The following is a 13,533-nucleotide window of genomic DNA, read 5'->3' as shown; positions in this document are numbered from 1 at the left end:
AAGGGGCATGACCGCCGCACCCGCCGACCTCGCCCCCGTGAACGACGCCACCACGACCGCGCCGCCGCTGCCCCGCGCGTGTGGGCCGCTGTCCGACGCGGTGATCGGGGCGCTGTCGACCGGGCGCACGGGCGGCCTGCCGGCGGTGTCGGCCGACGTCGAGCCGCTGGGCCGCGACCTGCAGCTGACGCTCTACACGTTGTACGAGTTGCACTACCGGGGCTTCGATGGCGTCGATGCCGAACTCGAGTGGGATCCGGAGCTCCTGCGGATGCGTCGGGACCTCGAGCGGGTGTTCCTCGAGCACCTGCGCGGCGCGGTCGAGCCGGGCGACGACCCGGTGGCCGAGATGGACGCGATGTCGGTCGAGGCCACCTCCGGCACCGGCCCGTCGTGGTACTTCAAGGACGAGGGCACGTGGGATCAGATCCGCGAGTACTTCGCCCACCGCTCGCTGTACCACCTCAAGGAGGGGGATCCGCACGCGTTCGCGATCCCGCGGCTGCAGGGTCAGGCCAAGGCGTCGTTCGTGGCCGTCGAGTTCGACGAGTTCGGTGGTGGCCGCGGAGATCGCGTCCACCAGCAGTTGTGGGCGGACCTCATGAGCGCGGCCGGGTTGGACCCGTCGTACCTCGGCTATATCGACCGGGTGAGCGCCGAGACGCTGTCGACGGTCAACCTCATGTCGATGTTCGGCCTGCACCGGTCGCTGCGCGGCGCCGCGATCGGGCACTTCGCGGCGATCGAGATCACCTCGTCGCCGGGGTCCGCGCGCCTGGTGGCGGGCTTGCGACGGATGGACGCTCCCGAGGAGTGCGTGCACTTCTACGCCGAGCACGTCGAGGCCGACGCGGTCCACGAGCAGGTCATGCGCCACGACGTGGTGGGCGACCTGGTCGGACGCGAGCCCGAGCTCGCCGCCGACATCGTGTTCGGGATGCGGGCGCTCGACTACCTCGACGACCTCGCGGCCGAGAAGATGCTCGCGGCGTGGAAGCGCGGGGAGTCCTCGCTCCTGCCCTGACGCCCGACGACCCCTGCGGAGCGCGGGGCCGACGCGGCCCCCGCCCGGAATCCGCTACTCCCGCTCAGCCCCGCCCGCTCAGCCACTGCCCGAAATCCGCTACTCCCGCTCCTGATCCGCTACTCCCACAGGGGTAGCGGATCCCCACTCGGAGTAGCGGATTTCTGATTGGGCGGTCAGCTCTGCGCGTCGTCCGTGTCGGTGGGGCGCACCTTGCGGCGGTGGCTGGTGTCGCACAGCGGGTAGTTCTTGCTGCGCCGGCACGCGCATACCGCCACCATGAAGCGGTCCGAACACACCCGGTGCCCGTCGGGCGTGGTCATGTCGACCGGCCCCTCCACGAGGATCGGACCGCCGGGCACGATCCGCACGCGCCTGGCGTCGGGCGCCTGCCCGCCGGCCCCGCGGGCGTCGCGCGACGCGCCGCTTCCGCCACCAGCCGAGCCGCCGGTCCCGCGGGCGTCGCGCGTCCCGCGCTCAGCTGCGGTCAACGCGGATCACCGCCAACTCCTCCTCGCGCCGTCCGGGCTCGAGCAGACCGGCGGCCTCGAGGCGCTCGGCGTACGAGGTCATGACGGGGCCGAAGTCGACGGTGCGGGTGGCGACGACGCGCGCGGTGAACCCGAACCGCTCCATCTTGCTGATGGTCTGCGGCGGGTCGGAGAACTCCGAGTGCACGATGAGCATGGTCCCGCCGGGTGCGAGGAGGTCGGGGGCGAGCTCGCAGAGCTGGTCGAGCACGACCCGCCCGTTGGCGCCCGCGTCCCACGCGCGGTTGGGGCCGGTGCCCTCGAGCGGGGCGTCGGAGGGGACGTACGGCGGGTTGGACACCACCACGTCGAAGGGGCCGGCGTAGCGGGCCTCGGCCAGCGTGCCGATGCGGACGTCGACGTCGACGCCCGCCCGCTCCGCGTTGCCGGACGCGCAGGCGACGGCGGCGGGGGAGATGTCGTAGGCGACCACCTCGCGGGCGCCCTTGAGCGCGGCCTCGATGGCGAGGATGCCACTGCCCGTACAGATGTCGAGCACGCGCTTACCGGCGACCACGTCGCAGTCCTCGAGTGCGTCGCAGAGCAGCCAGGAATCGTCTTGCGGCGCGTACACGCCGTCGTCGACCTCGATATGGGCGAACCGGGTCTGGGTCATCGGGGCCTCCGGTTGAGCAGGGGGTCGGATGTTGCCCAGTCAATCTGTGAGGGCCGGCGCCTGCAACCGATGTGACCGCGCGAGACGGAGCTGTTACTGCCAGTAGAGGCCGCCGGGCACGTCCGCGCCGCCGGTGAGTCGGCAGGTCAGGACGGTGTCGTCGGCGCCGGTCACGGCGAGGCCCTCCTGTGCGCACGGCCCGCCGGGGCGTGGCTGGCCGGCGGCCTCCGCGAGCCCGCCCCCGCCCTCGCCGGCGTCGGGCACGGAGCCGGCGCGGGGCAGCCACAACGGGCCGGCGCCGCGGGGGTCCTCGGTGCAGAACAGCGCGGATCCGTCCTCGGCCTGGGCGACCTCGCCGAGCATCTGGCACGGCCCGCCGGCGCCCACGACGTTGGCGGGCAGCTGCGGCGGGGGTGCGGGCGCCGCGGGCGCGGCGGCGGTGGCCGTCGCGGACACCGGTTCGGCGGTGTCGCGGGTCGGCGTGGGGGACGTGGGGGTCGACGACGACGAGGTGCTCGACGTCGCCGCCGACGGGGCGACCGGTTCGCCGTCCGGGTCGGCGGAACAGGCCGAGAGTGCGACCCCGGCCGCCATCGCGAGTGCGATGACGGCCGGGACACGGCGACGTCCCGAGGTGGTGGGCCGGTGGTTCGTCGCTGTGGGGTTCATTCGATCCTCTGTGGTGCGCTGGTCAGGCCCCGATGATGAAGGCCTCGAGCTCGGCGCGGGCCTTGTCGTCCGCCATCTGCTCCGGCGGGGACTTCATGAGGTACGCCGAGGCCGGCAGGATGGGTCCGCCGATGCCGCGGTCCTTGGCGATCTTGGCCGCGCGGACGGCGTCGATGATGATGCCCGCCGAGTTGGGCGAGTCCCACACCTCGAGCTTGTACTCGAGGTTGATGGGGGCGTCACCGAACGCACGTCCCTCGAGACGAACGTACGCCCACTTGCGGTCGTCGAGCCACTCCACGTAGTCCGAGGGGCCGATGTGCACGTTGCGGTCGTGGACCTTGTTCTTGAGCGAGCCCTCGAGGTTGGAGGTCACGGCCTGGGTCTTGGAGACCTTCTTGGACTCGAGGCGGTCCCGTTCGAGCATGTTCTTGAAGTCCATGTTGCCGCCGACGTTGAGCTGGTACGTGCGGTCCAGCGCGACGCCGCGGTCCTCGAAGAGCTTGGCCATCACGCGGTGGGTGATGGTGGCGCCGACCTGGCTCTTGATGTCGTCGCCGACGATCGGGACGCCGGCGGAGCGGAACTTCTCGGCCCACTCGGGGTCGGAGGCGATGAACACGGGCAGGGCGTTGACGAACGCGACGCCGGCGTCGATCGCACACTGCGCGTAGAACTTGTCGGCCTCCTCCGAGCCGACGGGCAGGTAGCTCACCAGCACGTCGACCTCGGCGTCGCGCAGGGCCTGCACGACGTCGACGGGCTCGGCGGCGGACTCCTCGATGGTCTCGCGGTAGTACTTGCCGAGGCCGTCGAGGGTGGGGCCGCGCTGCACGGTCACGCCGGTGGGCGGGACGTCGCAGAGGGTGATGGTGTTGTTCTCGGAGGCGCGGATCGCCTCGGCGAGATCCATGCCGACCTTCTTGCCGTCGACGTCGAACGCGGCGACGAACTCCACGTCGCCCACGTGGTAGTCACCGAACTTCACGTGCATGAGGCCGGGGACGGTCGAGTCGATCGCCGCGTCCTTGTAGTACTCCACGCCCTGCACGAGCGAGGACGCACAGTTGCCGACGCCGACGATCGCGACGCGCACCTTCTGGTCGGTCATTGGGGTTCTCCTTGTGATGGGTTCTCTGTCCGGATGAGCTCGTTGATCCACCGCAGCTCGCGCTCGCTGGTCTCGAGCCCGAGCAGGGTGAGCTGCCGGGCGTATCGCAGTTCGGTGGGGCCGGTGCGTGCGGCCGCGTCACGCTGACCCTCGCGTCGCTCCTCCAGGACCCGACGCCGGCCCTCGAGCAACCGCACCCGGGCGGGGCCGGGCGTGCGGTCGAAGAACGCCAGGTGGACGCCGAAGCCGTCGTCGGTGAACGACGACGCCCCGGGTTCGTCGAGCAGGGTCGCCAGCGTCTCCTTGCCGCGCGTGGTGATGCGGTAGGTCTTGCGACCGCGCCGCGCGGTGGCGGGTGGCCGGGTGGCGGTGGCGGCCGAGGAGTCCTCGACGATGTCGCCCTGGTGTTGGAGGCGACGCAGCGTCGGATAGAGGGAGCCGAAGGACACCGTCCGGACCGTCCCGAGCATCTCGGACAGCCGCTTGCGCAGCTCGTACCCGTGCATCGGCCGCTCGTCGAGCAGCCCCAGGATGGCCAGTTCCAGCACTCCACCTCCCCCTTCCCACGTCGGTCATGCCTGCGGATGTCATGCGACGGTCACCGATCGTACACCCGCTGATGTATCGGACCGATATACCGCCGTGTGGCATCGGCTCGACGTGTAGCCCGATGCCCCGGCGGGGGCCGTAGGCTGGGGTCGTGGACCAGGCCGACTCCCGCTTCCCGCGACCCGGCCCCCCGCCGGGGCCGGAGGACCCCACCGGCCGTGCGGCGCTGCGGCGCCGCCGGGTGGTGGACTTCGCGCTGCGCCGTCGCGGCGTCCTGGCGTCCCTGCGCGAGGGCGGACTGTCGCTGCGCGAGGTCTGCGACGCGGACGTCTACCTCCTGCGCGCGGCCGGCTTCCACGGCGTGGTCACCGAGACCGTGTGCCCCGTCTGCCGCAAGGAGAACCTCACCGAGGTGTCCTGGGTGTTCGGCGACGACCTCGGTCCGGCGTCGGGCTCCGCCCGAGGTGTCGACGAGATCGAGCAGCTCGCCCTGTCCCACGACGAGTTCACGGTACACGTCGTGGAGGTGTGCCGCAGCTGCTCGTGGAACCACCTCGTCGAGTCCTATGAAGTGGGGCTCACGCCGGGGACCGGAAAGCGCGTACGACGGGCGGCGAGAGAGCTCCGACGCCACCGCTGAACACCCCGCCCGCTGCCCGACGGCGCCTCCGGAGTACAGCGTCGGCGACGTTTTCGTACACAATGGTCGCCAGAGCACCGCCGCCGGGGCCTTCCGGATCGGTCGGATCGGCTCGCGGGAGGGTAGAGCATGGCGCAGAACGGCAGGACGGGTAAGGCCGCCGACGAGGGCCGGGGCAGGGCCTCGGAACAGACCGGTTGGGTCCGTCGCCATCCGATCTGGACGACGGTGATCCTCCTCGCCGTCGTCCTCCTCGTCGTCCCCCTGACGGTCGCGGTCGTGACCTACAACCGCACCGAGATCCCCGAGCCCGGCAGCGTCCGCACGGAGCAGATCTCGGAGATCTACCAGAGCGACGGCACCACGATGATCGGTCGCATCGTGCCGCCCGAGGGTAACCGCACGCTCATCGAGCTCGACGTGGTGCCCGTCCACGTGCGCAACGCGGTCATCGCCGCCGAGGACCGCTCCTTCTACACCAACGAGGGTTACGACCCGACCGGCATCGGCCGCGCGGTGATCGGGCAGATCACCGGCGAGTCCAGCGCGGGCGGCGGCTCCACCATCACGCAGCAGTACGTCAAGAACACGATGGTCGGTGACGCGCCCACCTACGAGCGCAAGGCCAAAGAGATCATCATCGCCGCCAAGATGACGAACGAGTGGTCCAAGGACCAGATCCTCGAGGCCTACCTCAACACCATCTACTTCGGCCGCGGCGCCTACGGTATCGCCGCCGCCTCCACCGCCTACTTCAACAAGCCCGTCGAGGCGCTGACGGTGGAGGAGGGTGCGCTGCTGGCCGGCGTCATCCAGTCGCCCTCCGCCCTGGACCCGCTCAACAACCGCGAGGCCTCCGAACGACGGTGGAACTACGTGATGGACGGCATGCGCGACATGGGCGCCATCGACGCGCAGCAGCGCGGCAACGCCGTGTTCCCGCAGGTCGTCGAAGACCCGCAGGCCGTCGAGCAGAACGTCGGCGACCCCACCAACGGGCCCATTCGACGTCAGGTGCTCGCCGAGCTCGCCCAGTCCGGGATCGACGAGCAGATGCTCAACACCCGCGGTCTCAAGATCATCACCACGATCGACCCCAAGACCCAGGACGCGGTCGTCAACGCCGCCCGCTCCAACATGCAGGGCGAGAGCCCGGACAACCGCACGGCGGTGGTGTCGATCAACCCGCGCACCGGCGGCGTGATCGGCTACTACGGCGGCGAGGAGGCCGAGGGCTGGGACTACGCCAACGCCCCGCTGCAGACCGGCTCGACGTTCAAGATCTTCGGCGTCGCCGCCGCCCTCGAGCAGGGCATCGGCCTCGGCACCCAGATCTCCTCCGCTCCGGTCACCACGGGCAACGTCACCGTCACCAACGTCGGCGGTCAGTCCTGCGGCTCCTGCTCGATCTCCCAGGCGCTGCTGATGTCGCTCAACACCTCGTTCATCCGCCTGCAGCGGATGCTCGACAACGGCGCCAACGACGTCCGCGACATGGCGCACCGCACGGGCATCCCCAAGCAGATCCCGGGTCTGCCGTGGGAGACCCTGAGCGAGCAGGGCGAGGACCCGTACGACGGCCTCATCCTGGGCCAGTACCCCATCCGCGTCCGTGACATGGCGACCGGCCTGGCGACCTTCGCCGCGGAGGGCGTCCACCGGCCCACGCACTTCATCGAGCGGGTCGAGACCGCCGACGGCGAGGTGCTCCTGGACAACTCGTCGATCGAGGGCGAGGAGGTGGTCGAGGCCGACGTCGCCAACAACCTCACGTCCGCGATGGAGCCCATCGCCGCCTACTCGAACGGCCACGCGCTGGCGGGCGGGCGCCCCTCGGCGTCCAAGTCCGGTACCACCCAGCTCGGCGACACCGGATACAACAAGGACGCCTGGTTCGTCGGCTACACCCCGTCGATCGCCACCGCGGTCTGGGTCGGCACCGACGACAACAAGCCGCTGTTCAACGCCTGGGGCGGCACGATGTACGGCGCCTCCGTGCCCGCCGACATCTGGAAGTCGGCCATGGACGGCGCGCTGTCCGGCACCGAGTGGGAGTCCTTCCCCGAGCCCGGCTACATCGGCGGTCGGGCCGGCCGCTCGTCGTGGGAGTCCTCCGGAACCGGCTCGGGCACCACGGGCGGTACCGGGACCGGCGACACCGCTCGCCAGCCGAGCGTCGCGCCCGCGCCCGTCCAGCCCGCACCCGCCCCGCAGGCCCCCGGCCCGCTGACCATCCAGGTGCCCGGCCTGCCGGAGATCGTCATCCCCGGCGCCGGTGCGCCCGCCCCGGCCCAGCCCGCCCCCGCGCCCCAGCCGGCGCCCGGTGGCGGCGCGGGTGGTGGTGCCGCGGGTGGTGGCAACGCGGGCGGTGGCAACGCGGGAGGCGGCGGGACCGAGGCCGGAACCGGCGGCGGAACCGGCGGCGACGACGACGGCGGGGCCTGACCCGGTGTGACCGTGCAGAACGACGGCCACCTCTCCCCGCTGCCTCTCGACGACGACCTGCGGTCGCTCGAGCCGCACGAGCGGGTCCGACCCGGCGACGGAGCCGGTGCGGGCGCGCTCGCCGCGTGGGGCGGCCCCCTCGGCCGGCACGCCGTGGTCGGCCGCCAGCGCTTCTGGACGCCGCTGCGCGTGATCATGCTGTTCGCCGTGATCTTCCTGGCGTTCGGCTTCTTCTCCAAGGCCGCCTGCCTGGAGACCACCCATCCCACCGACGGGTCGCAGCCCGGCCTCAACTGGGACGGTCGGCAGTACTACAAGGCCTGCTATGCGGACCCGCTGCCGCTGTACTCGGCCGAGGGCCTGGACACCGGGGCGCTGCCCTACAAGTACTCGTGGATCGCCGACGGCGGCGAGGTCCGCTACATGGAGTACCCGGTGCTGTCCGGGATGTTCCAGTACGTCACGGCGCAGGCCGCCCAGGCGCTGCACGAGATCTTCCCCGGCGGGCCGCTCGAGGTGGTCACATACTTCGCGCTGGGTTGTGTCCTGCTGGCGTTCATGTGGATGGTCGCCGTGTGGGCCACCTACCGCTCGGCCGGCCGCCGGCCCTGGGACACGCTGCTCATGGCGGCCAGCCCGCTCGTGATCTTCCAGGCCTTCACCAACTACGACCTCATGGCGGTGATGTTCGCCTCCGTCGCGCTGCTGCTGTGGGCCCGCCGCCGCCCGGTCTGGGCCGGCGTCGTGCTGGGGCTGGGCGTGGCGGCCAAGCTGTACCCGCTGTTCCTGTTCGGCGCGCTGCTGGTGGTGGCGATCCGCCGCAGGCGGTTCGTCGAGCTAGGGAAGGCCGCGGCCGCCGCCGTCGTGGCGTGGTTGGCCGTCAACCTGCCGATCATGGTCCTGTTCCCTGACGGGTGGCGGGAGTTCTTCCGACTCAACTCCGATCGGCCCGCCAACCCCGAGAGCATCTACGTCGTCATCCAGACGCTCACCGGCTGGCAGGGCTTCGACGCGGGCCGCGCCGCCGGGGAGGCCCCCGCGACGCTGAACACCGTCTCGTTGGTGTTGTTCGCGCTCGCCTGCCTGGCGGTGCTGGTGATCGGTCTGACCGCGCCCGCGACTCCGCGCGTGGCGCAGTTGGCGTTCCTCATCGTGGCGTTCTTCCTGCTCACCAACAAGGTGTGGAGCCCGCAGTATTCGCTGTGGCTGGTCCCGCTCGCGGTGCTCGCCGTGCCGCGCGTCCGCCTGCTGCTGACGTGGATGGCGTTCGACGCGCTGCTGTGGGTGGCGCACATGTCGTACTTCCACGGCGTGGCCAACAAGGGGATCGGCCCCGAGCTCTTCCACCCGCTCGTGCTGGTGCGCGACCTGCTCGTCCTCGCCGTGTGCGCGGTCGTGATCCTCGAGATCTACCGGCCCCACCTCGACCGCGTCCGCATGACGCATCAGGGCACGCCCGAGGGACCCGACCCGCTCGCCGGGGTCCTCGCCGATCCCGGGGAACGACCGGTCACCCGTGCGACCCCCTCAGACTCCGGTGGGACACAGCCCGCCGACCCCGAGACGAAGGACCCGATCCGATGACTACCAGCGCCATGATCTGGATGTTCTTATGCATCCTGGTCGGATTCATCTGCATGGTGACCGCCGCCGGCGGCTACCGCGCGGGGTGGCGTCAACCCGTGTGGATCGGCTGGACCGTCGCGGCCTTCCTGTTCCTCACCGTGATCCCGGTGGCGCAGGCGCTGACGATCGGGCTGCAGCACGGCTGACGCATCCCCGCCGCGTGCGGCCCCCGCCGCGGCGACAGCCCGAGGGCTCAGCCGCACAGGTCGAACGGCTCGGTGTCCGGGAAGTGCCGCTCCCACTCCTCGCCGGTGAGCTGGACCCCGCCGGCGCAGGCCTCGCTCACCACGCGGTCGGGGTCGAGCTGCCACATCCACATGGCGCCCTCCGCGCCCACCGCGAGCAGTCCGCCCGCCGGGGAGGCGCTGCGGCCCTGGTAGAGCAGCGGGTCGGTGGTCGAGCCGAGCACGGCCCACGGTCGCGGATCGGAGGGCTCGCCGACGTCGATGACCGTCACCTGCCCGGTGCTGGAGGTGAGCAGGAGCAGATCGTCATCGGCGGAGAACGCGGTCCAGTAGATCTCACCGGGTGGAGCCGCGAACGAGGCGAGTTCGGCGGGCGCGGACGCGTCGGAGACGTCCCACAGTCGAACGGTCTTGTCGCCGCCGGAGGTGGCGAGCAGCGGAGGGTGGTGGGCGTACCCGGCGGACGGTGACGCGCCGATCCCGGTGGTGAGCCGGTGCGCGACCACCGGCCGGTCGGGGTCGGCGGTGTCGAGGATGACGGTCTGCGGGCCGAGGGTCGGGACGACGAGCTGCCGGGAGTCGGAGGAGAACTCGGCGACCACGCACGGGTCGGGCAGCGGCACGGTCACCCGCAGTGCGGGGCGGGTGGGATCCGTGACGTCGACCAGGCCGAGGTCGGGGCTGGTGTCGCTGCACACGGCGAGGGTGCGGCCGTCGGGGCTGAGCGGGTTGGCCACCACGACGCCGGAGGTGACGGGCAGGCTCGCGACCGGCCGGGTGGCGGGTCCGTAGGGCGCGGTGAACACCTGCACGCCGCCGTCCGCCAGGCCCGCGTAGACGACCCGCCCGTCGGGGGACATCGCCACGGACCCGGAGAACCGGGTGTCGCGGCCGGGGATGACGCGGCCGGTCTCGCGCGGGACGGGACCGGTGGTGTCGACGACGGTGTGGTGCATCTCCGCGGCGGTGACGCCGAGGACCCCGGAGGTCCGGTCCTGCGAGGAGGCGGTCTGGAAGATCGAGTTGGACTCCGACGCGGCCCCGAGGCGCCCCAGCGGCCAGAGCCGGACCAGGCCGTCGACCGAGTACGTCACCAGGTGGTCGGAGTCGGTGAACCGGACGCCGGTCGCGACCTGGGAGGCGGGTAGTTCGGTGAGCACGCGCCCCGCGGGATCGTAGACGCGGACCCGCTCGTCGGACCCGGCGGCGGCGAGCCGGCCGAGATCGTCGAAGGCCACGTCGTTGACGTAGGCGTCCCACCCGGTCAACTCCGGCAGCGCCCGCGCGCCGGCGAGCGCCGCGATGCCCGACCCGTCGCCACCGGAGCCGTCAGCACCCGACCCGTCACCGCCGGAGCCCCCCGCGGCGCCGCCCGGCAGCTGCCACAGCTGCACGGTACGGCCGGTCGTGCCGACGGCGATGCGGCGGCCGTCCGGGCTCACCGCCAACGACATCGGCATCGCGACGGGCCCCGTGTCGAGGGCGGGTCCGCGACGGGCGGGCCCCTCGGCGTGGGCGTCTACCAGTGTCTTGATCCCGGCGGTCCGGTTGGTTGCGAGCAGGGTCCGCGAATCGGGCAGCCAGGCCAGCGATTCGACGGGCTTGGCGACCTCGGTGCCGGGGTCCGGAACGGCCACGCGGGCCCGCTGGTCGGTGACGGCGGGGGCGCCGCCCCGCGTGGCGAGCGGCCAGCGCAGGACGCGGCCGTCGCCGGTGCCGGCGGCGAGGGTGGCGCCGTCGGGGGCGAAGGCGACGGAGTGGAACGGGCCGGTGCCGGCCTCGAGGACGGACAGGATCGCCGGGGCGGCGGGTTCACGGAGGTCGACCAGGTGCACCCCGCCCTGCCCGGCGGCCGCGAGGACCGAGCCGTCCGGCGAGAGGTCGGCGGCGTACAGCTCGTGCCGCGGCCCGGCGCCGAGCGCGAGGGTGGCGTAGGCGGCCTCGTCGCCCGGTCGGAAGAGCCGCAGCACGCCGTCGGAGCTGACGGAGGCGACGCCCGCGCCGTCGGGCAGGGCCACGACACGCCCGGAGCCGGCGGCGGCCTCGAATCGCAGCGGGACGTCGGCGCGGCTGGTGTTGAGCAGCGCCGATCGCGCCTCGGTGGTGGGGTGGATCCGGTAGGCGGCCAGCGCGAGAGCGCGCCCTAGTCCGGGGTCGCGGCTGAACGCGGTGGTCGAGGACACCGACCCCGAGCGCGACAGGGCGACGTCGCGGGTGTGGCGGGCGTCCGCCTCCGCCCGGAGCGCGAGCACACTGGCGACCAGGGCCAGGACGGTCACCACCGCCAACGACGCCGCGAGTCCGGTCAGCGCGCGGATGCGTCTGCGGTCCCGCCGGGCCACGGACCGGTGATGCGATTCCGCGGCGGCGAGGAACTGCCTCTCCGATTCCGCCAGGTGGGAGCTGGCGACCTCGTCGTCGTCCCTCCATCTCACATAGTCGGCGGTGGCCGACGCCGGGGGCAGGGCGGCGTCGGCGCGGCCGGAGTCCTCCCAGTCGGTGGCGGCCGCGCGCACGCGGGCGAGGACGCGCAGGCCCTCGCGGTCCGCGTCGATCCAGTCGACCAGGCGCGGCCAGGAGGAGAAGAGGACCTCGTGGGTGGGGGTGACCGAGTCACCGTCCACGGTGAGGAGGCCGGCGTGGGCGAAGGGGGTGGCGACGACGAGGAGGTCCTCGGACAGCTCGGCGAGCGGGGCGTGGCGACGGACGGGTCGGGCGGAGCGGACGTCGACGAGCCGGAGGAAGAGGGCCCGGCAGTTCGCCCGTCCCGCCCGGTCGAGTTCCTGGTAGACGGACTCCGCCGACGCGCGGACGGCGCCTTCGACACCGCCCGACGAGTAGTAGTCGTCCACGGTGATACGGCGCCGTCGGCTGCGCTCCCAGCACACGAGCAGCACGTGGGACAGCAGCGGCAGCAGCGAGCGTTCGTCGGCGCCGGCGTGCGTGGGGGCGACCGCGTCGAGCAGGAGGTTCACCAGTGACGGCTCGACCGTGTAACCCAGGGACCGGGCGGGCTCGACGATGATCTCGGCCAGCTGCTCGCGGCTCGGCGGGCCGAGCACCACCGGGTCGTCGAGCGCGTCGCGGAGGACCGGTTCGGCGAGGGCGGACTGGAAGAAGTCGGCGCGCAACGCCAGGACGGTCGGACGGCCGGCGGCGGCACGTCGGCCCAGCCGGTCGAGGATCGCCGAGCGGCGGCCGGCGTCGAGGTCGTCCGCCCAGATCTCCTCGAGCTGGTCCACCACCAGGAGGCCGGCGCCGTCGGCGGACTCCGCGGTGACCTCGGTCGGCCGGACGATCACCACGGACGCATCACCGGGGATGCCGCCGGCGGTCCAGCGCGGGGCGAGACCCGCGGCGAGCAGCGAGGACTTGCCCGACCCGGACGCCCCCACCACCACCAGCGGGCGGACCCGCGGCGAGGCCAGCCGGCGGAGGATCTGTTCGACTTCCGCCTCGCGGCCGTGGAACAGCGGCGCGTCACCCGCCAGATAGACGCAGTCCGACGTACGGGCTGCCGGTGTCGTCGGGCTGGGGCACCGGTGTGCGGGGCACCGGCCGGGTCGGCTCGGTGATCCCTCCCCCGGGACGGTCCCGGTCCGCCGTCGTGGCCCCGCCACCCGGTGGGCCCACGCCCGGGGAGCGGCGGACGGGACGTCGCTCCCCGGGCGGGACCGGACCCGTTCGACGGCGGCACGCCATTCCGCCATGGACCCGGCGTCGTCCACGCCCAGGAGCCGGAGCATCTCGACGAGCGTCGACTCGCTGGCGCGGGTCGGTACGTGCTGGCCGGAAAACCATCCCGAGGCGGTTCCCAGGGACAGTGAGGGCACCAGGCGGACGACGTCCCGGACCGACAGACCGGCCCCCGCGCGGAGCGCGGTGAGGGCGGCCCCGAGCTCCTCCCGTGTCCGAACCTGAGAGGGTGCTGATCGACCGTCGGCGTGATCGCCGGGCCCGCGGGCTGTCTCCACGGTCAACATCGTACGGCCGACCGCCGCCTGCGCGGGGGGAGAAGGCGCAGGAAAACCAGGCGTTTCATGCGAACGTACGACGCGACCGTACGGACTCGTCCGGACATCTCGCCCCGAGTCGACGGTAATTGTGCGAGTCCTCAGGATGAACTCACATTCATCTC

Annotated in this window: 11 protein-coding genes; 5 read left to right on the top strand and 6 right to left on the bottom strand. The window is 72.4% G+C overall.

The window, feature by feature from the left end; genetic code table 11:
- Positions 1 to 7: 7 nt before the first annotated feature.
- Positions 8 to 1,024, top strand: a complete 1,017-nt coding sequence (locus VYL96_RS16275; RefSeq protein ID WP_106385287.1) for an iron-containing redox enzyme family protein — start codon at positions 8 to 10, stop codon at positions 1,022 to 1,024.
- A 176-nt stretch (positions 1,025 to 1,200) separates the two neighbouring features.
- Here the strand turns inward: VYL96_RS16275 and VYL96_RS16270 are convergent, their stop codons facing one another.
- The 5 genes from VYL96_RS16270 to VYL96_RS16250 form a co-directional block, all read right to left on the bottom strand.
- On the bottom strand, positions 1,201 to 1,515 hold the full coding sequence (locus VYL96_RS16270; RefSeq protein ID WP_243699768.1) for a CDGSH iron-sulfur domain-containing protein: 315 nt from the start codon (positions 1,513 to 1,515) through the stop codon (positions 1,201 to 1,203).
- Complete coding sequence (locus tag VYL96_RS16265) at positions 1,502 to 2,170, bottom strand: HemK2/MTQ2 family protein methyltransferase (protein WP_131886268.1); 669 nt, start codon at positions 2,168 to 2,170, stop codon at positions 1,502 to 1,504. The genes VYL96_RS16270 and VYL96_RS16265 overlap by 14 nt, the downstream gene beginning before the upstream one ends.
- 93 nt (positions 2,171 to 2,263) lie before the next feature.
- The gene (locus tag VYL96_RS16260; RefSeq protein WP_131886269.1) at positions 2,264 to 2,839 is read right to left on the bottom strand and encodes a hypothetical protein; all 576 of its coding nucleotides are present in this window, start codon (positions 2,837 to 2,839) and stop codon (positions 2,264 to 2,266) included.
- 22 nt (positions 2,840 to 2,861) lie between these two features.
- Positions 2,862 to 3,950, bottom strand: a complete 1,089-nt coding sequence (locus tag VYL96_RS16255; RefSeq protein WP_131886270.1) for an inositol-3-phosphate synthase — start codon at positions 3,948 to 3,950, stop codon at positions 2,862 to 2,864.
- Complete coding sequence (locus tag VYL96_RS16250; RefSeq protein ID WP_063972772.1) at positions 3,947 to 4,498, bottom strand: PadR family transcriptional regulator; 552 nt, start codon at positions 4,496 to 4,498, stop codon at positions 3,947 to 3,949. The genes VYL96_RS16255 and VYL96_RS16250 overlap by 4 nt, the downstream gene beginning before the upstream one ends.
- Before the next feature lie 242 nt (positions 4,499 to 4,740).
- Between VYL96_RS16250 and VYL96_RS16245 the strand changes: the two genes are divergently transcribed.
- The 4 genes from VYL96_RS16245 (at position 4,741) to VYL96_RS16230 (ending at position 9,356) form a co-directional block, all read left to right on the top strand.
- Positions 4,741 to 5,139, top strand: a complete 399-nt coding sequence (locus tag VYL96_RS16245) for a DUF5318 family protein (protein WP_197471312.1) — start codon at positions 4,741 to 4,743, stop codon at positions 5,137 to 5,139.
- Between the two features lie 129 nt (positions 5,140 to 5,268).
- On the top strand, positions 5,269 to 7,584 hold the full coding sequence (locus VYL96_RS16240; protein WP_131886272.1) for a transglycosylase domain-containing protein: 2,316 nt from the start codon (positions 5,269 to 5,271) through the stop codon (positions 7,582 to 7,584).
- 6 nt (positions 7,585 to 7,590) lie between these two features.
- Positions 7,591 to 9,168 carry a glycosyltransferase family 87 protein gene (locus tag VYL96_RS16235; protein ID WP_082904370.1) on the top strand — a complete coding sequence of 526 codons (1,578 nt, stop codon included), beginning with the start codon at positions 7,591 to 7,593 and terminating at the stop codon, positions 9,166 to 9,168.
- Positions 9,165 to 9,356: a hypothetical protein gene (locus VYL96_RS16230; RefSeq protein ID WP_043567330.1), complete on the top strand. Its 192-nt coding sequence runs from the start codon at positions 9,165 to 9,167 to the stop codon at positions 9,354 to 9,356. The genes VYL96_RS16235 and VYL96_RS16230 overlap by 4 nt, the downstream gene beginning before the upstream one ends.
- Before the next feature lie 47 nt (positions 9,357 to 9,403).
- Here VYL96_RS16230 and VYL96_RS16225 read toward each other — a convergent pair whose 3' ends face one another.
- Positions 9,404 to 13,369, bottom strand: a complete 3,966-nt coding sequence (locus VYL96_RS16225; RefSeq protein WP_131886273.1) for an nSTAND1 domain-containing NTPase — start codon at positions 13,367 to 13,369, stop codon at positions 9,404 to 9,406.
- Positions 13,370 to 13,533 lie beyond the last annotated feature (164 nt).

Origin of the sequence: Dietzia maris (assembly GCF_036287335.1) — a bacterium.
Classification (GTDB): Bacteria; Actinomycetota; Actinomycetes; order Mycobacteriales; family Mycobacteriaceae; genus Dietzia; species Dietzia cinnamea.
Note: the sequence above shows the minus strand (reverse complement) of the source record. Positions and strands in the feature narration are given on the sequence as shown.